The 21552-nt window shown below is 40.9% G+C and carries 20 protein-coding genes and 1 pseudogene; 14 read left to right on the forward strand and 7 right to left on the reverse strand.

All coding sequences use genetic code 11. The features are described 5' to 3' along the window. Positions 1-531: 531 nt before the first annotated feature. Both mprF and RG963_RS09375 read right to left on the reverse strand, forming a co-directional pair. Positions 532-3114 carry a bifunctional lysylphosphatidylglycerol flippase/synthetase MprF gene (mprF, locus tag RG963_RS09370; protein WP_310576003.1) on the reverse strand — a complete coding sequence of 861 codons (2583 nt, stop codon included), beginning with the start codon at positions 3112-3114 and terminating at the stop codon, positions 532-534. A 146-nt stretch (positions 3115-3260) separates the two neighbouring features. After that, complete coding sequence (locus RG963_RS09375; protein WP_310576004.1) at positions 3261-3623, reverse strand: VOC family protein; 363 nt, start codon at positions 3621-3623, stop codon at positions 3261-3263. Between the two features lie 139 nt (positions 3624-3762). On the opposite strand from RG963_RS09375, the gene RG963_RS09380 reads away from it, so the two are divergent. The 4 genes from RG963_RS09380 to RG963_RS09395 all read left to right on the forward strand — a co-directional run bounded on the left by RG963_RS09380 (position 3763) and on the right by RG963_RS09395 (position 8508). After that, a complete protein-coding gene (locus RG963_RS09380) occupies positions 3763-5643 on the forward strand; it encodes a tetratricopeptide repeat protein (protein WP_310576005.1) in 1881 nt (626 codons plus the stop codon). Positions 5644-5958: 315 nt separating this feature from the next. Beyond that, complete coding sequence (locus tag RG963_RS09385; RefSeq protein ID WP_310576006.1) at positions 5959-6228, forward strand: SHOCT domain-containing protein; 270 nt, start codon at positions 5959-5961, stop codon at positions 6226-6228. 198 nt (positions 6229-6426) lie between these two features. Further along, complete coding sequence (locus RG963_RS09390) at positions 6427-7599, forward strand: ATP-grasp domain-containing protein (RefSeq protein WP_310576007.1); 1173 nt, start codon at positions 6427-6429, stop codon at positions 7597-7599. 357 nt (positions 7600-7956) lie between these two features. After that, a complete protein-coding gene (locus RG963_RS09395; RefSeq protein WP_310576008.1) occupies positions 7957-8508 on the forward strand; it encodes a fasciclin domain-containing protein in 552 nt (183 codons plus the stop codon). Positions 8509-8924: 416 nt separating this feature from the next. Here RG963_RS09395 and RG963_RS09400 read toward each other — a convergent pair whose 3' ends face one another. Beyond that, positions 8925-9125 carry a hypothetical protein gene (locus RG963_RS09400; RefSeq protein ID WP_310576009.1) on the reverse strand — a complete coding sequence of 67 codons (201 nt, stop codon included), beginning with the start codon at positions 9123-9125 and terminating at the stop codon, positions 8925-8927. Here RG963_RS09400 and RG963_RS09405 point away from each other — a divergent pair. The 7 genes and pseudogenes from RG963_RS09405 to RG963_RS09435 all read left to right on the forward strand — a co-directional run bounded on the left by RG963_RS09405 (position 9046) and on the right by RG963_RS09435 (position 13171). Continuing rightward, positions 9046-9963 (forward strand): ATP-binding cassette domain-containing protein, encoded by a 918-nt coding sequence (locus tag RG963_RS09405; protein WP_310576022.1) that lies wholly within the window; start codon positions 9046-9048, stop codon positions 9961-9963. The two genes, RG963_RS09400 and RG963_RS09405, sit on opposite strands and share 80 nt — an antisense overlap. 3 nt (positions 9964-9966) lie before the next feature. After that, complete coding sequence (locus RG963_RS09410; RefSeq protein WP_310576010.1) at positions 9967-10803, forward strand: ABC transporter permease; 837 nt, start codon at positions 9967-9969, stop codon at positions 10801-10803. Between the two features lie 31 nt (positions 10804-10834). Beyond that, entirely contained in the window at positions 10835-11095 is a 261-nt protein-coding gene (locus tag RG963_RS09415) for a UBP-type zinc finger domain-containing protein (RefSeq protein WP_310576011.1), read from the forward strand. A 279-nt stretch (positions 11096-11374) separates the two neighbouring features. Then, positions 11375-11584 (forward strand): annotated as a pseudogene (locus RG963_RS09420) (ISAzo13-like element transposase-related protein); the annotation flags it as partial. Positions 11585-12187: 603 nt separating this feature from the next. Further along, entirely contained in the window at positions 12188-12676 is a 489-nt protein-coding gene (locus RG963_RS09425; RefSeq protein WP_310576012.1) for a DUF1269 domain-containing protein, read from the forward strand. 69 nt (positions 12677-12745) lie between these two features. Then, the gene (locus RG963_RS09430; RefSeq protein ID WP_310576013.1) at positions 12746-12880 is read left to right on the forward strand and encodes a hypothetical protein; all 135 of its coding nucleotides are present in this window, start codon (positions 12746-12748) and stop codon (positions 12878-12880) included. An 84-nt stretch (positions 12881-12964) separates the two neighbouring features. Next, the gene (locus RG963_RS09435) at positions 12965-13171 is read left to right on the forward strand and encodes a hypothetical protein (protein WP_310576014.1); all 207 of its coding nucleotides are present in this window, start codon (positions 12965-12967) and stop codon (positions 13169-13171) included. A gap of 60 nt (positions 13172-13231) precedes the next feature. Here the strand turns inward: RG963_RS09435 and gatE are convergent, their stop codons facing one another. Further along, positions 13232-15133 (reverse strand): Glu-tRNA(Gln) amidotransferase subunit GatE, encoded by a 1902-nt coding sequence (gene gatE / locus RG963_RS09440; RefSeq protein ID WP_310576015.1) that lies wholly within the window; start codon positions 15131-15133, stop codon positions 13232-13234. 509 nt (positions 15134-15642) lie between these two features. Between gatE and RG963_RS09445 the strand changes: the two genes are divergently transcribed. Next, positions 15643-15777 carry a hypothetical protein gene (locus RG963_RS09445; protein ID WP_310576016.1) on the forward strand — a complete coding sequence of 45 codons (135 nt, stop codon included), beginning with the start codon at positions 15643-15645 and terminating at the stop codon, positions 15775-15777. A gap of 416 nt (positions 15778-16193) precedes the next feature. Here RG963_RS09445 and RG963_RS09450 read toward each other — a convergent pair whose 3' ends face one another. The 3 genes from RG963_RS09450 to RG963_RS09460 all read right to left on the reverse strand — a co-directional run bounded on the left by RG963_RS09450 (position 16194) and on the right by RG963_RS09460 (position 19788). Continuing rightward, the gene (locus RG963_RS09450) at positions 16194-17045 is read right to left on the reverse strand and encodes a methanogenesis marker 8 protein (protein WP_310576017.1); all 852 of its coding nucleotides are present in this window, start codon (positions 17043-17045) and stop codon (positions 16194-16196) included. 423 nt (positions 17046-17468) lie between these two features. Further along, positions 17469-18317 carry a methanogenesis marker 8 protein gene (locus RG963_RS09455; protein WP_310576018.1) on the reverse strand — a complete coding sequence of 283 codons (849 nt, stop codon included), beginning with the start codon at positions 18315-18317 and terminating at the stop codon, positions 17469-17471. A 949-nt stretch (positions 18318-19266) separates the two neighbouring features. Further along, positions 19267-19788, reverse strand: a complete 522-nt coding sequence (locus RG963_RS09460; protein WP_310576019.1) for a DUF367 family protein — start codon at positions 19786-19788, stop codon at positions 19267-19269. 643 nt (positions 19789-20431) lie between these two features. Here RG963_RS09460 and RG963_RS09465 point away from each other — a divergent pair. Both RG963_RS09465 and RG963_RS09470 read left to right on the forward strand, forming a co-directional pair. Next, on the forward strand, positions 20432-20980 hold the full coding sequence (locus tag RG963_RS09465; RefSeq protein WP_310576020.1) for an HdeD family acid-resistance protein: 549 nt from the start codon (positions 20432-20434) through the stop codon (positions 20978-20980). A 132-nt stretch (positions 20981-21112) separates the two neighbouring features. After that, positions 21113-21493, forward strand: a complete 381-nt coding sequence (locus RG963_RS09470) for a hypothetical protein (protein WP_310576021.1) — start codon at positions 21113-21115, stop codon at positions 21491-21493. Positions 21494-21552 lie beyond the last annotated feature (59 nt).

A 21552-nucleotide genomic window follows, 5' to 3' on the forward strand; every position in this document is an offset into this window, starting at 1 on the left:
CCGTTAATTTCTATGGAGTGCCCTCAGAAACTATTATAAAAAAATAATTTGCTCTGCGCTATTTTGAGTAAATAATCTAATATATATTTATTCAAATATAAGTATAATAATCCTTCATTTCCCTCATATCATTCCAGAAGTTTGATGATGTTTGGACAGAAAAAATATTTGGCTGGCACAAAGGAATTTATGTTTTTGATCCTGAACAAATTTGAAAAAATGATTTAAGTTAAGAAAACTTCAACCTGCGAATGGTTTAGAAAGAAAGGTTCGCAGGCAAATAATATAAGAAAGAATACAGTTTTTAGAATAAATATAGTTTTAGACATAAACGTATAGACTTAATTTACTCAGGATTCGGTGAAAATATAAAACATAGATAAGTGAAAGACAATTCATTCCAGACTCTAAATTAGTCCTCTTGAGCGCAGCGAAAAGGACCCCGTGCTGTTGCGATTACATCGCAACTCCCAGAAAATCTCCGATTTCCTGTGCTCCCGAAGCGGAACTCGGGAAGCGAAAGCCGTTCTTTTATTCTTTTGAAAAAATCCCTTTCATTCCTCCTGAGATCAGGGTTGCTATGTCTTTTAAGGCAAGCCCCTGCTTGAATCCTTTGGGAAGGGCAATATATTTCGGGCTCCATACAGGATTGAATTTCTCTTTAAAATCACGGAGTCCCTTGTAATTATAAAAATGTTCTCCGTGAGTAAAGATTAACGATCCTATTTTATTCCATATAGGGGCAAACTGCCTATTTTCAAACCCTGAGAGGGGAGCCATTCCGAGGGAAAAACGCCTGTATCCTTTTTCTTTTCCCCAGAGCATGAGCTTGACAAAAAGGTATTCCATTGTCCTGTCCGGGGCGTCTGGACTGTGGCGCATAAGGTCAACACTGATCTCTTCGTTATCCGTGCCTGTCCAGAGATTTGCGAAAGCAACAATTTCGGTCTCGTTCCTGACAAGGGCAACCGGGAAATGACTCATATATTTCTCGTCAAAAAAGCCCACTGAAAATCTCTTTTCCTTTCCGGCTTTTATTTCCAGCCATGCATCCGAGATCCGTTTAAGCTCAGGCAGGAGGGCGGGAACCCCATCCGGAGAGACAATTTCAAACTTATATCCCTTTTTCTCCACGTTCTTTACCGTATATCGGAAGTCTTTGCTTGCACTTCCTTCCAGCGTGAAAGAATTGAGTGGCACTTTTGCTTCCTCCCCAACTTTGATCAGGGTCAGGCCAAGGTCAAGAAAAACGGGAATATATTTTTCGCCCACTTCATAAAAAGCAGCTCTACCCTGATGCAATTTACTCATTTCATAAAAGTCCCAGATTAGCTCTTTTGCCTGATCGTCCGTCCCGACAATATCTCCCATTGAAATCCAGGTCCTGCCGGAAACCCCGTACATTAAAAAAGCCTTTTTTTCATCATCAAACAGCAGATATTTGTCTCCGGTAAATACCAGGTTTCCCCAGGTTTCCTGACTGTGGGTGATAATAGTTTTTGCAAGCTCCAGATCCTCTTTTTCAGGAAGGTGAATATCCCTGGAAAAGGGACTCAACATCTTTACGATCCCAAAAACAAAAAGTAAGAAAAAAACTCCAACTGTAGCCCTTAAAAAGCTGGATGCCTGGGAATTAATCCCGAATTGCCACCAGAGTTCGTTTGAATACTCTACGTGCCTGTATGAAAAAAACCCGAGCCACACGAAGCTTACAAGCACCAGGGATATAGCAATTATATTCTCCCTGCTAAAAGACTGGTGCAAAAGCGAAGATTTTCTGTAAAAATATTTCCTGCAGGGGAGTAATAAGACGAACATGGTAAAAAGAACAACTGCCTCATAATAATCAAAGTCTTTCAGGAAAGCAAAAATCCCGCCCAGAAAAAGGACAGCAAGGGAGATCACATAAGCCCCATCGATTCTTTTCCAGAGTCCATTTGCCAGGAGCAGGAGTAATACACCCATTATGCTGCCAAAAAGTCTGGAAGCTTCAATAAGGGAAAGGGGGACAATGTAAGTGATGTCATGCACATATTTAGGGTTTGAAGGCAGGGCTCCGGAAAAAAGGAGGGAGATACCTCCAAAAAAGATCAGAATTGACAAAATCTGGGGCGTTAGCTCGGATAGGCCTGAATATGTAGCTTTCCCAATTTTTTTCAGGAATATTTCTCTCTCTTCAAATTCATATATTATAAGGGCCAGGAATCCAAACAGAAACGGAATAAAATAGTAAATTGCCCTGAAAAGCAAAAGAGGCCTTATTATATCAACTTTATCGAAGTACGGCTCCAGCATGAATAACATAAGGGTTTCAAAAACCCCGAGTCCTCCAGGGACGGTACTTATCAGCCCTATGATCTGCGCCAGTGCAAAGAACACAAATACGTGAAGCAGGGTAAGTTGCGGGTTTGAGGGCAGAAGGAAATAGATTATGCTCCCTGAAAGCAGATAGTCTACTGAGGATAAGGCAAGTTGTAAGAACGCGATTTTTGGTTCAGGGAGCTTGATCTGGTATCCTTTTATCTCAAGACCCCGCTTCCTGAATGAAAAAAAGAAATAAGCAGCAAGAAACAGCAGTAACAGAATTCCAATTATATTTAACGGAACAGGAATCTCAGGCATGTAAATTGATAATTTAACCGGATAAAATGTGAAAAGCAAGCCTGCAACAAAACAAAAGCCGACCCAGAAGGTGAAAATGCAAAAAATTATAATTTCCCAGATCTGGGCCAGTGTTAGCCCGTACCTCGAATACAGCCTGTAACGGAGAGAGCTTCCGGTTAAAAAGTTAAAACCTATGTTGTAACTGATTGAGGTACTTATGAATGAAATCATGGCAGTCCGTTTATAAGGAATTGAATTATTTATATTGCGGACTGCAAGGTAATCATAACCTGTCAAAGCAAGATAGCTCAAGAAAGTTAAAAAAAATGCAAGCTCTATATGGCTCAGGGGAACGCTTGCAATATTTTTTATAATATCTCTCGAGTGTAAATGGTGTATCTGTTTATCCAGGGTCCACAGAGCCAGGGAGAATATAATAACCGGTAAAAGATAACTGAGCAAGCTCTTTAATTTAGAGCTTTTTTCCTGCATACTTCCTTTAGCCATCATCGAGACCAGCGTTTTTCTTATATTTCATCCTTTTGTAATAATTTTTCAACAGATTAAATTACTCTTTAAAGATATATACATCTTGGCACCTGTGTATTATCCTGGGTTTCTGGAATTCAATCTGCGGGAATGAAATAATCATTCCGTCATTCTTTTTTTGAGTGTTCCACGTATTCTATTACCGACCCATCAGGATGACTTACTGTTATATTCCTGCCGGTTGGAACTTTTGTCGGCCCCCGGAGAATTTCTGCTCCTTTCTCTTCCAGATAAACTTTGAATTCATCGAGCGAATCAACAAGAAATGTAGCCTGCGTGCTTCTGAAAGGTTTCAAAGCTTCTTCTGAGCCGGCTATTAGTAAAATATCTCCTATCTGAGCCAGTTCCAGGCCGATTTGCGGAATTTCAAAACGCATGGCTGCCGGCGTGCCAAAGAGTTCTTCGTAAAATTCAAGGGCAGAGTTAAGGTCGTTTATATAGAGGCGGGAGAGGATTTTTAAGATTTTCATTGTATCACAAAAACAAATTTTTGTTATATTCCTATAACCGTTATCTTTCGTACAATATAAAAAATTATTTATATGTTCCACAACATTAAATGAAAAAAATCATTTTTTCGGTTAAGATTCTGCTCAGGTAGGCTTACAAATGGAGAATCCTCTGATAGAAGAACTCCTGAAAACTGTAGATGAATTTCTACAGTCTGAAAAAGGCAATCTTAATAGTGCAGTTGACCTTGCAATAAACTTTTCAACAAAAAATTCAATCTCTTCCGATCAGTTATTAACTCTGAGCACTTTTTGTGGATCTAAAGGCGCCCATGAACTAGCATATATCCTTGCAAAGACCGCTGCAAGCTCATCAACAGGACCTGCAAAAGCAGCTGCTCATCATAATGCTGGAACAGCTTCTTATTTTATGAATTTGCTTCAGGAAGCAGAAGAACAATATAAACTTGCTCTGGAAGCAGACCCCAAACATGCGAACACACACTCAAATTACGGAATTCTCCTGAAACAAATGGGGTGCCGCGAAGAAGCAGAAAAACAGTACAAACTTGCTTTGGAAGCAGATCCAAAAAATGTGAACACACACTACAATTACGGAATTCTCCTTTCAGATATGGGGCGTCGCGAAGAAGCAGAAAAACAGTACAAACTTGCTTTGGAAGCAGATCCCAATGATGCAGACACACACTCAAATTACGGAATTCTCCTGAAACAAATGGGGCGCCGTGAAGAAGCAGAAAAACAGTACAAACTTGCTTTGGAAGCAGACCCCAAACATGTGAACACTCACTTAAATTACGGAAATCTCCTTTCAGATATGGGATGCCGTGAAGAAGCAGGAGAACAGTACAAACTTGCTTTGGAAGCAGATCCCAATGATGCAGATACACACTACAATTACGGAATTCTCCTTTCAGATATGGGGCGTCGCGAAGAAGCAGAAGAACAATTTAAAGTCGCGATTGAATTAGATCCCAAAATGCCAAATAGCCACGGTGCTTATGGTTTACTTTTATTTTACCAGAATTTGGAAAAGGAAGCTATTAATGAAACAGAGATAGCATCTCGCTTATGCAGAGAAGATGGAGATAAAGTTCAGGAACATCTTTCCTTGGCATGGCTTTATGAAAAATTTGCAAATAAATATTACGATTTGAGAGATTACAAAAAGAGTGGAGAGTACGCTGAAATCTCAGGGGATGAATACATTGAAGCGGGAAAACAGTCTGGAGAGAGCTTCAAGGGCACTTCTTTAACTAAAGGCTATACGCTTAAAGGAAGAGCTGAAATTCGGACACTTGAGATTAAAACTCCTTTTTATAAAGATCTATCTAAAAGAATCTGGAATAGGAACTCTTACGAAATAGAAAAATTCACGAAAGTCATTGATTGTATAATGGATGCATCCAGATGTTATGAAAAAGCAGCCAAAGCATCTCCAAAAGATAATAAGTTGTGTAATGCCTGCTCAATTTCAATGTCGTGTCTTTCGGAAATGCTCGATTATATGCTTGCAGTTATAAAGCAGGAAAAAACACCTCAGCTTGAAGATAAATTGAAAAATTGGAATGAAAAATTGGCAATTGCCAAAAGTGCTTATAAAGAGCATAGTAAAGGAGAACTCTTTATCGAATCTCTTTGTAAATTAATGGGATGCATACAAAATCTGGACAAATACAAAAAACATGGAACAAGGGAATATGGAAGAGCTTTTGAGGAATGCCGAAAAGAATTAAGTGAAATCGCAAATAATATAGAAGGCCCTCTTCAGAAAATTATTGAAGATTCGGCGAAAAAAATGGATGTCTGTCGGCTCAAAATGATACCTTATGCAGGTACTGAAACTGGATATATACCTCAACCCAGTAAGTTATCTCAATTTTTGAAATGGATCTCAGATCCCAACAGAATCACAGTAGGAGTAGCTGGAATCATTCTTACAGTTGTTGTTAACCATTACAATGAATATCTTTTTTCCTTGATCAAAAGGTTTGTAGCCATGCTTCTCAGTAAAATATGATTCATTAGAATTTATTTCAAGAAAAGGACTCATTTTATTAGTGTATCAACAGCAAAATGTCGTATGAAATCGAGTATAATCATTCACAATTATTCAATACTTGGCGATTGACGCGACACTAGTGATGAAAATAAATTTAAAAATCACTGATTTTAAAAGTGAATCGCGATAAAGAATAGAAATGTGATATATAAGAATAGAAATGTGATATATAAGAATAGAAATGTGATATATAAGAATAGAAATGTGATATATAAGAATAGAAATATAAGATATAAGAATGGATGATCATAATATAAAAGCTCAATTTAGGGAGTGGTTAAAATATCTATGTTGATGTTCGGTTATAATGGTGGCATGATGGGCAATTATGGTTACGGGATGGGGTATGGTGGTATATTTCTCGGGCTCCTTTTCTGGATTTTTATAATTGTGGTAGCTTATCTGTTAATCAAATGGCTTGTTGAACAGAACAAAACCCGCGGTAGTGAAGAGAAGTCTGCGCTGGAGATTGCAAAGGTGAGATTTGCAAAAGGTGAAATTACTGAAGAAGAATTTGAAGAAATAAAAAAGCGTCTAGTATAAGGGGTTCGGAATGTTGAGCAATAATTTTTAATAGATTCTTTCCAGGAACTAGGCGTCATCCTGAAGTATCTGATAAAAACGGGAGAATTTTACCCGACCTAGTACCAATTCACTTCGACAGTTTTTAGTTGACGGGACACTATCTTATTATCTGGCTTCAGGTTTCCAAGCTGAACGACCATAAAAAAGGTTAGAAAAATGATAATCCTCGACCATCCCTACGTCTCCGAATTTTTAAAAGATACTGCTGCAGAGTTGCAGATTCCTGTTTTGAAAAATGAAATGGCAGCCGGACTGAAGACAGAAAAAGGGCTGAGGCTTCTTGAGGAAGCCGGGTTTATCGAATTAATAAAAGAAAAGGATGAATGTCTTCTTTATTCCAATTCCGAAAATTCAATTGGCTGGATTTCGGAAAATCTGGGCTTTACAGGTTTGCCTGAGAAAATAGAGCTTTTTAAGAACAAGATTAAGTTCAGAGAGCTGCTGGAAAGAATTTATCCGGAATTCTATTTCCAGGGTGTTGAATTTGAAAAGCTGGATGAAATTCGGGTTGAGGAAATAGAAAAGCCGTTTATCATAAAACCTGCTGTGGGGTTTTTCAGTCTTGGCGTGCATAAGGTTTCCACCAACAAGGAATGGGATTCGGTCCTGAAGAGCATAAAGGCTGAAGTTGAGGAGATCAGAGAGCTTTATCCTGTGCAGGTCCTGGATGTGGGGAAGTTCATTATTGAGGGAAATATCGAAGGGGAAGAGTTTGCGGTTGATGCTTATTTCAATAATCAGGGAAAGCCGGTGGTCCTCAATATTTTCAAGCACATCTTTTCTTCGGAAAACGATGTCAGTGATAGGGTGTATTTTACTTCGAAAACTGTTATAGAAACACACAGGGAAGCCGTAGAGGATCTTTTAAAGGAAATCGGAAAGCTCGTAGAGCTCAGGAATTTTCCCCTTCATATTGAACTGCGGATAGGGGAGGACAGGAGAATCCAGCCGATAGAACTGAACCCGATGCGCTTTGCCGGCTGGTGCACAACCGATATTGCATATTTTGCATATGGGATTAACACTTACAGATATTTCCTGGAACAGCTTGAGCCGGACTGGAAAAAGATTTTTGCAGGCAAGGAAGGAAAGAGCTTCTGCCTTGTTCTGCTGAACAGGCCGGCAGACCTGAATTTGAAGGAAGTTAAGGCTTTTGATTACGAAAAACTGCTTTCGGACTTTGAAAAGCCTATGGAACTCAGAACAGTAGACCATGAGAAATATGGCTTCTTCGGGTACATGTTTACCGAAACCAGGGACAACGGTTGGAGCGAAATTGAAAGGATTCTGAAATCGGACTTGAAGAAATACATCACTTTCAAAGGATAGCACCCTCAGTTTAGGTTCTCAAAGATTAAGAACCACTGAAAGCGCGGAAAACACTAAAAAAGGAAGCGCACAATCTTTCTGTGCTTTCCGCTTCAGAATCGTTAAATCTTTGAGGACTGACGCGCCACCAGTATACGTGGTTTTATTTGGCGCTGCACTCGGGGGCTTCCTTTCATTCAATGAAGCGATTTTTTGAGAAGGTCTTGAGGCGAAGTTGCAGTATGTAGAAGATAACTTATATAAACACCAATATATATTATTCATAGGGGACATATTTTCACATTTATGTTTTATGAATGAAAGGGGGATGAGATTATCAGGAAAATAAAACTTTGTGGTGCTGTGCTTATTACATTGATGCTGATCTCAATAATGCTATTCGCTTCCGGCTGTTCTCAAAAAGCGCCGGAAAATGAAACTAAAAAAGTAGAAAATGAAAGCAAGAATATAACAAAAGAAGCTGACGAAGTTCCTCAAGAACTTGTAAATGTTGTAGAGAAGAGTGACAGAAACATTATGGAAACATTAGCTGACAAGAACTTCACAATCCTTGTTGACCTTATCAATGCTGCAGGGCTTGAGAAGACTTTAGCTGAAGGTGGGCCTTATACTGTTTTTGCTCCAACTAATAAAGCTTTTGCCGAACTTCCGGAAGGTACGGTTCCTGCACTCAGGAACAATACTCAGGAACTAAAAAAAGTCTTAACTTACCATGTTTCTGATAAACTGCTGATGGAAAAAGATATAGTAAATCTGACAAGCATCCAGACACTTGAAGGAGAAAACCTTCCTGTCAATGAGACGGTTGAAGGCATACAGGTTGGGGGTGCAAACATAACAAAAGCAGACATCCTGACCGACAATGGAGTAATTCATCAAATAGATAAAGTGTTAATCCCGCCGAAGTAAAGAGAAAATAACAGAAGCGACGCTAGAGTCAAGAAAGAAGCTGTAGATGCCTTTTCACTACTTTTGCTTCTTTTTTTCTTTTTTATCTTTTCAATTCCGGTTCATAGGGTTCAGTGACCGAAAAACCGTGAGCAAAAGGGTGATCTGTAAATTCATCACAAAGAGGGTAGTGTGTCCGTTTTTCCAATTTGATCAACAACTCATTCTCACAGAAAAGAGCATTCCGGAATACGGTATTAATCGATCTTATTATCTGGTCTGGGATTTCCCAACTGAAGCACCCATGAGAAGACCAGAGAAAGAATAATTCTCGACCATCCCTGCCTGAATTTTTTAAAAAATAATGCTGCAGAACTGCAGATTCCTGTTTATTCAGAAAAATAAGAGAAGAGTACCCCGGCAGCAAAAATACTTATTTATCTTGAAGGTTCAATTTCCTTATGGGAAAAGGTAGATGGGGTACTCACTCTGGAAGACGATATCATAGAGGTAAATGACCTTGAATATTTTTTCGGCGAGGTAAAAGCAGTCGATAATATCAGTTTTACAGTCAGGAAAGGAGAGATCTTCTCTTTTCTCGGACCAAACGGAGCTGGGAAGAGTACTGTAATCAACATTCTCACTACTCTCCTGCCCATACAGAAGGGGAGCGTAAAGATTGCAGGCTACGATTTGAAAAAAGAGCCTGAAATGGTCAGGGAGTCCATAGGGATTGTTTTTCAGGAACTGACCCTTGACAGGGACATGACTGTAAGGGAGATTCTGGAATATCACGGAAGGCTCTATTCCATGCCAAAAGCTGCAAGGCAGAAGCGGATTGACGAGCTGCTTGACCTTGTTGAGCTCGAAGGAAAAAGAGATACTCTGACAAGGCATCTCAGTGGCGGAATGAAGCGCAGGCTCGAGATCGCGCGGGGGCTCATGACCCGACCGAAAGTGCTTTTCATGGACGAGCCTACAATCGGGCTTGACCCTCAGACAAGGATAAGGATCTGGGATTATGTGAAGGATATAAACCAGCAGGGTACAACCATTTTCCTGACAACCCATTATATGGACGAAGCCGACCAGTTCAGCGACAATATAAGCATCGTCGATCATGGAAAGATCATTGTCACAGGCAAATCATTGGAGTTAAAAAACGCGCTTGGCGAGGACATCATATACCTGGAAACCAGCGACAACCGGGCAGCGTCTGAGCTGCTGAAGAGCCTTAAAAGTGTAAAAGGAATCAGGGAAAAATCAAAAGGGATAGTCGTTATGGTCAACGTGGACGGTACCTACCTGCTGCCTGAGATGATGGATAAACTTCGAAGCGAGGGGATCACAATTAGGGCCGTAAACCTCAAAAAACCATCAATGGACGATGTTTTTGTTCATTACACAGGAAAGGAGCTGAGGGACAGTGGGACAGAAAAGAGTTCGGTGGTATCCTTGAGGGCAGGGAGGCGTTAAGAGATGCACACGGGTTTTCTTACTATCTACTGGCGGGACATGTTAAGGTTTGTCCGGTTCCGGAGTCTTCTTTTTGCCTCACTTATCCAGCCTGCCCTCTGGCTGGCTTTTTTCGGAATTGCAATGTCAAACAATTTTGATAGACTGACTTCAACCCTGCCGCCGATTCCAGGTATAAAAGCTGTTGGCTACCTTACCTTCATATGTGCAGGTGTCATTGCAATGACAACGCTTTTTACGAGCCTTTTTGGGGGAACAGTGCTGCTTTTTGACAAAAACTGGGGACTTATGCGAGAGACCCTTTCAAGCCCTCTGCCAAGAATCCATATAATTGTAGGGATCGGGCTTTCAGGCATGACCAAGTCTTTTATCCAGGCAGCTGTTATTATGGGTTTAGGACTTCTGCTGGGAGTCCAGTTCTTTGAGGGCTATACCCCTGCACGGATTCTGATCTCACTGCTCGGGATTATGCTTTTTATAGGGGCGTTCTCTCTCGGGTTTCTTTTCCTTTCAGCTGCAATAGCAATTACCATGGAAAGCCCGGAAGGGATGCAGGCAGTAATAACCCTGCTTACAATGCCTTTCTTTTTCACGAGCAACGCACTCTACCCTTCGAACTCCTTTCCTCCTGTGCTCCGGGCTTTGTCCACAGTCAATCCACTCACGCATCTTGTCAGCGGGATCAGGTATTTTGCAATAGGGAGTGATTTTTCGTCAATCGGGATTCACTATATTTATACTCAGGGAGAAATTCTGGTTTCCTTCCTGGCCTTGCTGGCTTTTGCGGTAATAATGTTTCTCATTGCAAGGTGGAGATTTAGCAAGGTTACAGTCACATGACTCAAATATTGAAGTGTAAAGGGGAAAAATTATGGTTTGCACACACAGAGATATGATAAAAATAACAGATGTGGAACCGGTTTCAAAGGGGTGCGAGGAATGCCTGAAAAGCGGGGACACATGGGTTCACCTGAGAATTTGTCTGGCCTGCGGGCACGTGGGCTGCTGTGATCAGTCAAAAAACAAGCATGCAACAAAGCACTTTAAAGAGACCGGGCATCCGGTAATTCAATCTTTCCAGCCGGGTGAGGACTGGAAGTACTGCTACATTGATCGCCAGTACCTTGAATAAAAGGTTGAAAAAACTGACAGCTGCAGAAGCTGAATGGTATTGAAAGGCTCGCCCTCGTTGGAAGAACTATAGTTCTTGACGCGACTTACTCGATGATTAATATTAGGACTTCTATGAGACTGGAAGTTCGGGCAGCCACTGTAACAGATGGAAGAAGGGGAATTGGAAGGGCACTATTTATGGCGCTCGCAAGAGAGAGCAGATATAGTAATCGTCTCATGGAAGACCTACGAAAGTTAGTAATGAAATTGGGATTGAAATTAGACCTGCTCATATCCACCATATACGTCGAAATACAATCCAATAGGTCAGAAGTTATTCTGTCATCTTACGAGTGCATGCAAAGGTATTGTTTTCAGCAGTATTGATGTGGTTAAAGACATTGTTGATAAGACTTCCACATCCGAAGGACTGCGAATGTTTTCGACTATCAAGGACAAAGTGTATGCTACGGCAAGAAAAGTAAGTGGGAACTTCAGCAAAACATGAAAATTGTCTTTGATGATTGGGAAATGGAACTATAGAGCTATTCCTCAAGTGAAAAATTGAAGTTCTTTTTTTAACTATTCCTAAATGCCTTATCCTTCGTAAGATAGAAGTTTGTAGCAAAAATTTGTTGCCATGGAGTAAAATTTGATTGAGAACTAAGGTTTCCTTGATTTCCGAATTTCTTCTCAGATTCATCCCTTGTTTTGGAGAAAAGCACTAAAACCACATCTAATCTGGTAAATGAGATTCAATAGCCCTTAAAAACATATTATTTTTTTAGATATTTTACATTGAAAAGAAATTTAAAAATCCGTGATTATTTATATGTTCATGTACTGTTATATCTTGTATGGCATGAAGGGAATGTGAGATTATAACTCATCGGCATAAACGTCCTGCTGGTGGGCTATAAGGGATTACTTGAGATTATGGTTATAGTAGAGGGGAATGTAAAATATTATAATCCACCGGCATAAAAGTCCTGCTGATGGGTTATAAGGGATTACTCGAGATTATAGTGCAGGTAACTGCAGAGTTCATCGTGTAAAAGTAGTGTCTTTTTTGAAATTCAACATCATACTTTTGCATAAGGAGATTTAGAATATGAGTGAGTTAATTGTTTTTGCGTTTCCGAGTGAGACTGGCGCATCTGAGATGGATGAAACTATCCATAAGCTAAAAAAGGAAGAACTAATGGTTCTTGCTGATGCGGCTGTTGTAATTCGTAAACCTGACGGTAAAATAAAGGTGAAACAAGCTACAGACCTTGTGGGTGCGGGTGCATTTGGCGGTGCATTTTGGGGTATGTTGATAGGTTTTTTATTCTGGATGCCTTGGTTGGGACTGGCAATTGGTGCTATCACAGGGGCAATTACAGGTAAACTGTCTGATTATGGAATTGATGATGACTTCATCAAAGAAGTAGGTGAAACCATTAAACCGGGTGGTTCTGCTATTTTTTTGTTGATCTCAAAGTGGACTGAAGATAAGGCACTCGACAGACTTAAAAAATTCAACGCAACAATCTTAAGAACATCCCTTTCCAACGAAGATGAACTCAAGCTTAAAGCAGCTTTTGGCGCTGGAGAATAACTAAGAACTTGTAACTAAACAATTTAGGTAACACATTATTGTTTTGGAACAAAATAAGGAGTTGAATCTATGCCTGAAGAAAATAAAACAATGTCTGAAGAAAATAAAGCAGAACTAAGCAAGGAAGAAACTAAAGTCGAAGCCATACACCCTTCTGAAATAAGGGGAGGTAAAAAGAAAGGTCTTCTAGATACCTGTAAGTAAGTAGGTTTTTATTTTGTAGTGGGGGTAAGTATTTGATCAAATCTGAAAAACGAGTATTTTCCTTAAAGTCATGGGGTCTTTTCAATGAAATGCGAATCTTGTGAAGCAGAGAGTGAAGGCAGATATTGCAAAACTTGTGGCGACATACTGAATGAAGTTGTCAGAGTTATAGGAGAAGAACGCTGGGCAGCAATCGATGATTGTTCGTTTATTTATCCGCTTGTACAACGTGTGGCTAAAGGAGAACTTGCAGTCCATGATGTAATTCAAGCCCTTGAAGTAGAAGATTGATTCCAGTCGAATACACTCCCGCAGCAAGCTGCGGGTATTCGATTAAAATAAAGCAGGGAATTAACCCTGAGTGATGAAGCTGTCCAGTTCTTTTTTAAGCATCTGGCTAAGGATTTTCCCATCAACAGTGCCCCTGTATTCTTTCATGACAATGCCCATAAGAGGACCGAGGGCTGCCGGGCCTTTTTCCTTGATGAAGTCTCCTTTTTCCCTTACCATTTTTTTGATAAAATTTTCGACTTCTTCGGGGTCAAAGGTACTGAGCCCGAGCTTTGATATCGCTTCCTGGGCTGTTAGTTCAGGTTCCTTCGCAAGGGCAGTCAAAAGGTCCTGAATTGCTTCCTTTGCGATTTCCTGGTTTGAAATGGCTGCAAAAAGCCCTTTGAAATGTTCATCCGTAAGGTTATCCGTTTCGACCCCGTTTCTCCGGATTTCCGGAACGATTCCCACAAGAGTTCTGGAAATCAAGGTCGAGTTTACGTTTGCATCTTTCCTGTAGGTCTCGGTAAGATTTTCAAATAGGGGAAGATGCCTGGAATAAGCTATCTTTTCTGCAAGCTCTTTATTCAGGCCACTTTCGGAGGCAAAGCGCTTTGCCCGGTCTGTCAGGAGTTCGGGAGTCTCAATCGAATCGAAGTATTTCTGCGAGATTTCTATCTGAGGAACATCGGTTTCAGGGTACATCCTCGCAGCACCCGGAAGGGGGCGCATATAGGCAGTGTTTCCATCAGGAAGGGTTTTTCGGGTCTCTTCAGGGATCCCTTCAAGGGTCTCTTTTGCCCTTGTGATAACTGCTTCGATTGCGAGCCTGGCTTTTTCGGGCTCGTCTGCGACCATTATTACGGCATCCCCCGGGCATGCGCCTATTGCATCTCTGACAGTCTGAACTTCCTTTTCGGTTATCCCGTAATTAGGAAGCTCGTCAGTGTGAAAAATCCCTCCGACACCAGAAGTCTTTGCCCGGTCTGAAAATTCAGTCCCTAACCTTCTTCCCGGCTGGACTTCTTTACCTATAAGCCCTCCAAATTTTCTGAGGAGGGCAGCAAGGATTGCTCCTTTTTTCACGCCTTTTTGCAGGACTTTGGATTTTGTGTCGATGAAAAGCCCTGTTATGTCGTATATCTCCTCGCAGACAAAAGCTTTTCTTTCCAGAAGTTCCTGCCTGATGAAAAGAAGGTTCAGCTGCCTTTCAACTTCCCTGTGGACAATATCTTCGATGAGGTCAAGAGCCTGCACGCCTTTTATTTCTACTCTTGCGCCTTCTGCAATCGAGATGTTGACATCCTGCCTGATCGTGCCAAGCCCTCTCTTTACTTTCCCTGTAGATCTGAGGATCATCCCCATTTGCTCTGCAACCTCTCTTGCGTGGCGAGGGGATTTGATATCCGGCGCAGTTGCAATTTCCACAAGCGGGATTCCCAGCCTGTCCAGGGAATAAACGATTGAATCTCCGATCTCCTCGATTTTCTGGGCAGCTTCCTCTTCCACGCAAAGGCTGTCAATCCCGCAGCGCCCTTCAGAGGTTTCAATATACCCGTCGCTTGCGAGAAGAGCAGTCCTCTGAAAGCCACTTGTGTTCGACCCGTCAACTACGATCTTCCTCATAACATGCATCTGGTCTACAGGTTTCATGCGGAAGAGCTTTGCAACCCCAAGGGAAATATCCAGGGCTTCCTTATTGAGTTCTCTCGGAGGCTCCTCATCGTTTTCTATAAGGCAAGTAGTATCATAAGCCTTGTAGATGTACTTCCTCCTGATTTTGGTCTGTTCCACCGCAGCCCTGTCCTTTTCTCCCATCTCACTTTCCGTAGCCCTGAGATACCTGAAAAACTCGAAGTCCGAATCCCCTATATCCCTGATCAGAGTCGGACACCTGCAGAACAGCTTCTCCTTCGAATCAAGCTGCTGGTGAATTTCAAGTCCGGCTTTCAGCCCAAGTTCACTGTAATCGTATTTTTCCATATTTTCACCCGAATCTAAGCAGGAAGCGCCTTATTTCTCTTTAATTTTCTTGAATTTTCCTTTAATTCTCTTGAATTTTCCTTTAATTCTCTTGAATTTTCCTTCAGCTCTTTTTAATTCTTCTTCAAATCTAGTTCTTTTTGCTCTCCCTTCAGTTTTAAGCCCTTCGGCTTGTTGTACTTTCTTCCATTTTTAAACCCTTTTTTGCGCTATTCCTTTCTTAGCTCTTTTAGGTGCTACATTGACATTTATCGGTTATTGTCAGTAAGAAAGTGAATATAAAAGACGCAGTAGAATGTATAAAGGTATCTGTTAAGATATACGTAAGAGAATATGGAAATAATATGTGTAATAGGTTGCGTCAAGAACTATAGTTGAAGTAGAAATTAATAAGTCGATTCCATAAGAGTTTTTTGGATAGGTGGATATTTGGGTTGGGAACTAATATATAAGTTTAATACAGTATGATTGGGTGCTTATATAAAATATTAAGATAGAGGTGCTTATATATGGCAAAAAACTCTACAATTGGCTACAGTCCTAAAGCCGGGACTGCTTGTGGAAAACCGCAGGCTAAGGCTCCGGCAGATAAGTCTGCAAAGAGGGATGTAAAACCATCCAGGCCAGCAAAAAAAGAAAAGTAATCGACATAAAACCAGTCCTCTCAGCAGTAGCTTGTCACTTTAACTACATCCGAAAAATAAGGAGTGAAATAAAATTTTAAAAGTCTGTAGATATCATTAATTCTAAAAAAGAATAATAAGCATATCCGAAACGAAAAACAGATAAGCTACTGCTCCTAAATCTGACATCCAGGCTACCTGTGCTCAGGCAGTACCGGCAGCTCTACCACATTAATCAAAATCGAATTTTCAATCTCTTTTGCTCTTCACTCGTAAGTTCTTTTCGTTTCTTTGTAGGCCAGAAAGAGGAATTGGATCTACAGGGATTTACTCTTCTAATATCTTTATTTGTGTTCAATTAACACAACTTTGATTTTATTGCGTCTATCAAAAATTTGACAACTTATATTTAAAATATGAAAAGATAAACTGCTGCTTTACTTCAATTCCCTCGGCTGCTTGTGCTCAGGCACCACAGGCAAATTCATGGTATTGATTAAGATAGGACTTTTTATATCCTTTGCCCTTTCAATTACAAGTTCTTTTCCTTTCTGTGTGAGGGCAAAAAGCGGGATCGCAGCCGCCACCTGTACAAGGGGTTTTGCAAGTTCCCTGATATATTTGGAGGCACAGCTGATTACTATGTCCGAGTTTTCCAGAAGTCCCTGAGCTTCTTCCTTGCTGACGCCTGTGACATGTACTGCAATTACTATCAGGTCAAGCCCGAGTTCGGTTTCGAGTTTTCTCAGGTTTTTTGCGGTCTTTGAATCAGCTACAGTTACTGCAATCTTTTTGTAGCCAAGTTCTGCGGCTCTCCTGACCCCGCCGGCAGGGTCAATGGCAGCGGTTGAAGGATCGAGTACGGTTCCCCCGAGTTCCTGAATGCCGTTGATGGTGCTTTCGATGGGCTCGGTTTCGATAAGGCCTGACATCCTGCCTCCGATACCCTGAACAAGAGCAGGATTACTTGCAATAACAGTTCCTGCACCGTCGCAGGCAGTTACAGTTGTCTCAAGAAAACCGCTGCGTAAGCCTGACATCATGATTTCTGAGGCGCCGAAAGCCACGTAGGTGTCAAGTTCCAGAAGCTGGCGTTTTTCGGTAAACATCCCTAAATCGTTTATTCGGGATTCCATATTCTTTTTTACTTCTTCGGAAGTGATATCCTGGATTCCCCTTAGCTTGGCAAAAAGAGGACACCATTCAACTTCAGGCTCTTCTACTTCCACAACTTTACCGTCTTTTATAACTACCCTTGTTTTACCCAATAGTTCCATTATGTGAGGCATATTAACACTCTCTATAAAAATTAAAAGTAAGCTGAATGTAGATAATCTCGCGTAATAATCTGCAGTTTTCCCTAAAGTATCCATCCCCAGCTCATCTGTAAAAATATTCAAAAAAAAGAAACGAGAAAAGAGAGAAAAGAAAAGAGAAAAGAGAGAAATGAACAAAAAGAGAAAAGGAAAAGGAAAAAGAGAGAAGAAAGAAGAGAGAAATGAACAAAAAGAGAGAAGAGAAAAGAGAGAAATGAACAAAAAAAGGTCTTATCCGTGAGTTATTGATTAATTCCTAAAAAACAAATACATCTGCCGTATTTTAGGAAAATGTAGAGAGATTCTTATGCTTGCGGTTTTCAATAAGTCACGTCCATTACCATAAAAGGAAAAAAGGAAAAAATAACGGTTCTTAAAGCCGTTTCAAAGCTATTTTTATTTTAGTTCCCTGGGCTGTTTTCCTTCAGGCAGCACTGGCAGGGGCATGGTATTGATCAGAATTGGGCTTGTGATATCCTTTGCCCTTTCAATCACAAGTTCCTTTCCTTTCTGGGTAAGGGCGAAAAGAGGCACAGCTGTTCCAACCTGGGCAAGAGGCTTTACAAGATCCCTCATGCACTTTGAAGCGCAGCTGGTTGTGATGTCAGCGTTTTCCAGAAGAGTCTGGGCATTTTCCATGCTTAAACCTGTAACGTGCACACCGATTATTATCAGGTCAAGCCCGAGTTCGGCTTCAAGTTCCCTGCATTTTTTAGCAGTTTCGGCGAAAGCAACGGTTACTGCAATCTTTTTGTAGCCTAGCTCGGCTGCCTTTCTCACTCCTGCAACAGGGTCCATTTTCGCAGTCGAGGGGTCAAGCACTATTCCGCCGCGCTCAGTGATCCCATTTATGATGCCGTCGATGGGCTCGGTTTCGACAAGACCTGACATCCTGCCACCCATACCCTGGACAAGAGTAGGGTTATTGGCAATGACAGTTCCTGCGCCTTCACAGGCAGTTACGGTTGTGTCAAGTAAACCTCTGCTCAGCCCTGTCATCATAACTTCCGACGCTCCGAACCCTACAAAGTCCTCGAGTTCCAGACGACGTTTGTCTGTGAACATCCCGAAGTCTTTTATTCTGAACTCCATGTTCTTCTTAACTTCTTCCGGGGTTATCTTATTGATTCCGCGCACCTTGGCAAAGATAGGACACCATTTGACTTCGGGCTCTCCGACTTCGATAACTTTTCCATCCTTTATGACGACTCTGGTTTTTCCGACTAATTCCATTATATGAGGCATGGTTACACCTTTCAAATTGAGCAAAAATATGATTGTTAAGAAATTAAGATCCGATAAAAATAATAGTTAAGGTTTGTGGTTATTTATATAATAGCTTTTGGTTTGTGGATTCTGATTCTATTTCTGTTTTGCCATAGAGGTTTACCATTGATTCTAATTGAGTTTTTGCAATTTACTTTGGGAGTTGATTTCAAGTGTAAAATTTTCATAATAAGGTTAAACTGCATAAGTCCGAAATACATTAACCGAGATTTTTATGGATTAAAACAGATCAAATATGCACTCTGATTATACTTCAGGATGGCATACCAACTATCCATTCAAAACAGTACACGTTTTTTATGTTTCCACTTAGTACTACCTGATTATGTTCCTTATGATTTACTGATGCCGTATATCTCACTCATGTATATTATATACATATCATTATAATTATAGTACATGTGTTATTCGATTGTCAGAATGGAAACAAGAGAATGAATTTAGGAAATGTATTGTTAACCTGAGCGAGGTTAGATAAGATCGTAAGTAATAAAAGCAGGTTGTGCAGTGGAAGGACAGGAAAGCCTGAGTGTCTTTGAGTCTGGACATGCATATGCAAAGTCCTGAGCTTTTAACATAACCGTCCTATAAAGGACTGCTACATGGAATTGTCATTCTCACTGAGACTGTGATATATATCCAGGGATTTGCCTATTCTTTGAGCGTTCCGGGCAAAATTCCAAGGGTTAGCTCCTTTTTTGCTACTTCTGTCCCTACCATTTCTTCAAGAGCTTTGATTTCGCTGCTGCAAGATCCGGCTCCGATAACTCCGATCTATTTTTGACCACTGTTTTGACCACTGCTTTTCATTATACCGATACCGTTTTATATATTTCAGGCTTTTGATCTCAGAGCTTCCTCTTTCCAGTGATTCCGGGCTTGAAAGCCTTTAGATGTAGTCAGATATTTAGATATAGTGACTCTGGATTTCCACGACCTCAGTGCTGTTTTTTGCGGTTGCATACTCTTCAAGCGGTTCTTTATTGAGTTCGAGGAAACTGTGCCCCCAGTTGAACTTCGACAGGATTTTTTCAGCCTGCTCTTTGCATCCGAAAATGTAAAGGGCTGCGGCAAAGGCTTCTACAGAGTTGAGTTTGAAGGGCTTTCCAAAGTTCACCGGATTGCCTGCAAGCAGGTAAGGGAGAGCCCTGTGTTCAAGGTTCAGCTTCCCAAGTTCAGGAAAAATCCTTTCAACTTCTTCCCAGGAACAGTCGAGTACTATAATCCCTTTTCCGGAATCATCGGCAGGAGAAAGGGCTTTTTCTGCCATCGGGTCCAGCAGAATCGCTGATCTGGGCAGTCTCGAAACTCTATCGTACAGGCGGGCAAGGTCAAAGCGAGCCATTTTCCTTCCCGTGCACTTTTTCGGGTCACACTGCCCTGCATGGTAAATATAAAGGGGAATATCCCTGTGCTTTGTCGGATTCATCACTGATCCTCTGGAATATGGGATTCTATTTAAACAGTTTCCTTGTTTACCTGTTTCCTTGTTTACCTGTTTTCTCTTTTATCTGTTTCTTTGTGTATTGCATCGAAAATTTATTCCTGACTAAATAGCATTTTTAGAGAAATAATAATAAGTTAACTTATATATTATGATTTGTATATAAGTGTATGTACCATTGCTTCGCCTTTGGTCGAATATGGAAAGGGATGCATATTGATACTGGAATTAGTATCTTAATAATATCGGATCTTAATGATGCTGAAGTGATAAGTAAATAGTTTATTTTAGCCTGCGTCATGCCGGTGTTTTCATGATGGAAAGGATGCACTAGGTTAATACCTTTCACAATAAAGTTCTGTGGGGTTTATTGAGGGTATATTGTAAAGATTAGTGAATTCCATCAATAAATTGATCCGGGAAAAAGAGATAGCTCTTCTTTGTGGAGGGTGAGGGCTATATTCTCTTTGACTCTGGCTGACTCTGGCTATTCCTGAGTGTAAATAAATCATCCGGAAATATGAAATCCCGTACTCAGATAATTGATGCCTCTTTAGCTGTGCTCACATCTACGTTCTGGTCGCGGGAAGTCCGGTCGAAAAATTAAAACTTTGGGGAGATGGACTATATGGAACAATCAATTGATTCTGATAACGAGATGGTGTATGAAATACTGCAAGTACCCTGGTGGGTGGTTCTCCTGGAAGGGATTATTGCTATCCTTATAGGCTTATTCCTATTATACAGGCCTGCAGTAACCACTATCTTTCTCTTACAGATTCTGGGTATTTTCTGGCTAGCAGAAGGAATTCTTTCTGTTATAGGGGCGCTGATATTCTCGGGGAATAGGTTATGGAAACTGCTTTCGGGTATCATGAGCATTATCGCAGGAGCTCTTATACTGATGTACCCACTCTACAGTCCTTTGATAATTCTTACATTCTTCGTTATTTTCATAGGCATATGGGCTATTATCAATGGAGTCTTGAAAATTGCCGTGGCGCTTAAAGGAGGAGGATCGGGGACGGGAATAATTGGCGCCCTTACAATAATCCTAGGTCTGCTCCTCCTAACTAACTCTCTGGCAGGAGTCCTTATTCTACCGTGGATATTCGGTTTTTTCCTTGTTATCGGGGGAATTGGGGCAGTCATTGTAGGCCTGAAAATTCGAACATGATGCCGGATTACTGCAGGATAAACTCTTTCGGAGAAATTTGAAACTCTAGCTTGAAACGAAGTAGTCTGATAAGACGATATTGTAAGGCTTTCAGCATCTTCTCATATTAATAACATAACAGGAGATTTGAGTATGGAAAGACCTATTGGTATTACTATTCTGACCTTTGTAGCTGTAGTTCTGGCGTTTTTAAACGCTATTGTAATGCTTCGATTTCTCGGATTATTACCTTTTCTGGGGCCTATTGGAATCCGTATTTTCAACCTATGGTATGCACTATTGTACGGTCTGCTTGCCTATATATGGGTATGGCTGGCTCAGATGCTCTGGCAGGTGGACAAGCAGGCCTGGATGTTTCTGGCTGTTATTACGATATTCAATCTGTGCGTGGATTTTGTGGTGCTGGTTACCGGAGGCTCATGGTATGATGTAAACTTTTCAGTTATCATGAACGCTCTTATTCTCATCTATATCATGCTGCCGGGTGTGAGGGGGGCATTCGGAACAGATTAAAACATGTCTATTCAGCTGGCAGTAAACCATGATTCTCCCAACATCTAAAAAAGGCTTCA

It is taken from the genome of Methanosarcina baikalica (assembly GCF_031461075.1).
Taxonomy (GTDB): domain Archaea; phylum Halobacteriota; class Methanosarcinia; order Methanosarcinales; family Methanosarcinaceae; genus Methanosarcina; species Methanosarcina baikalica.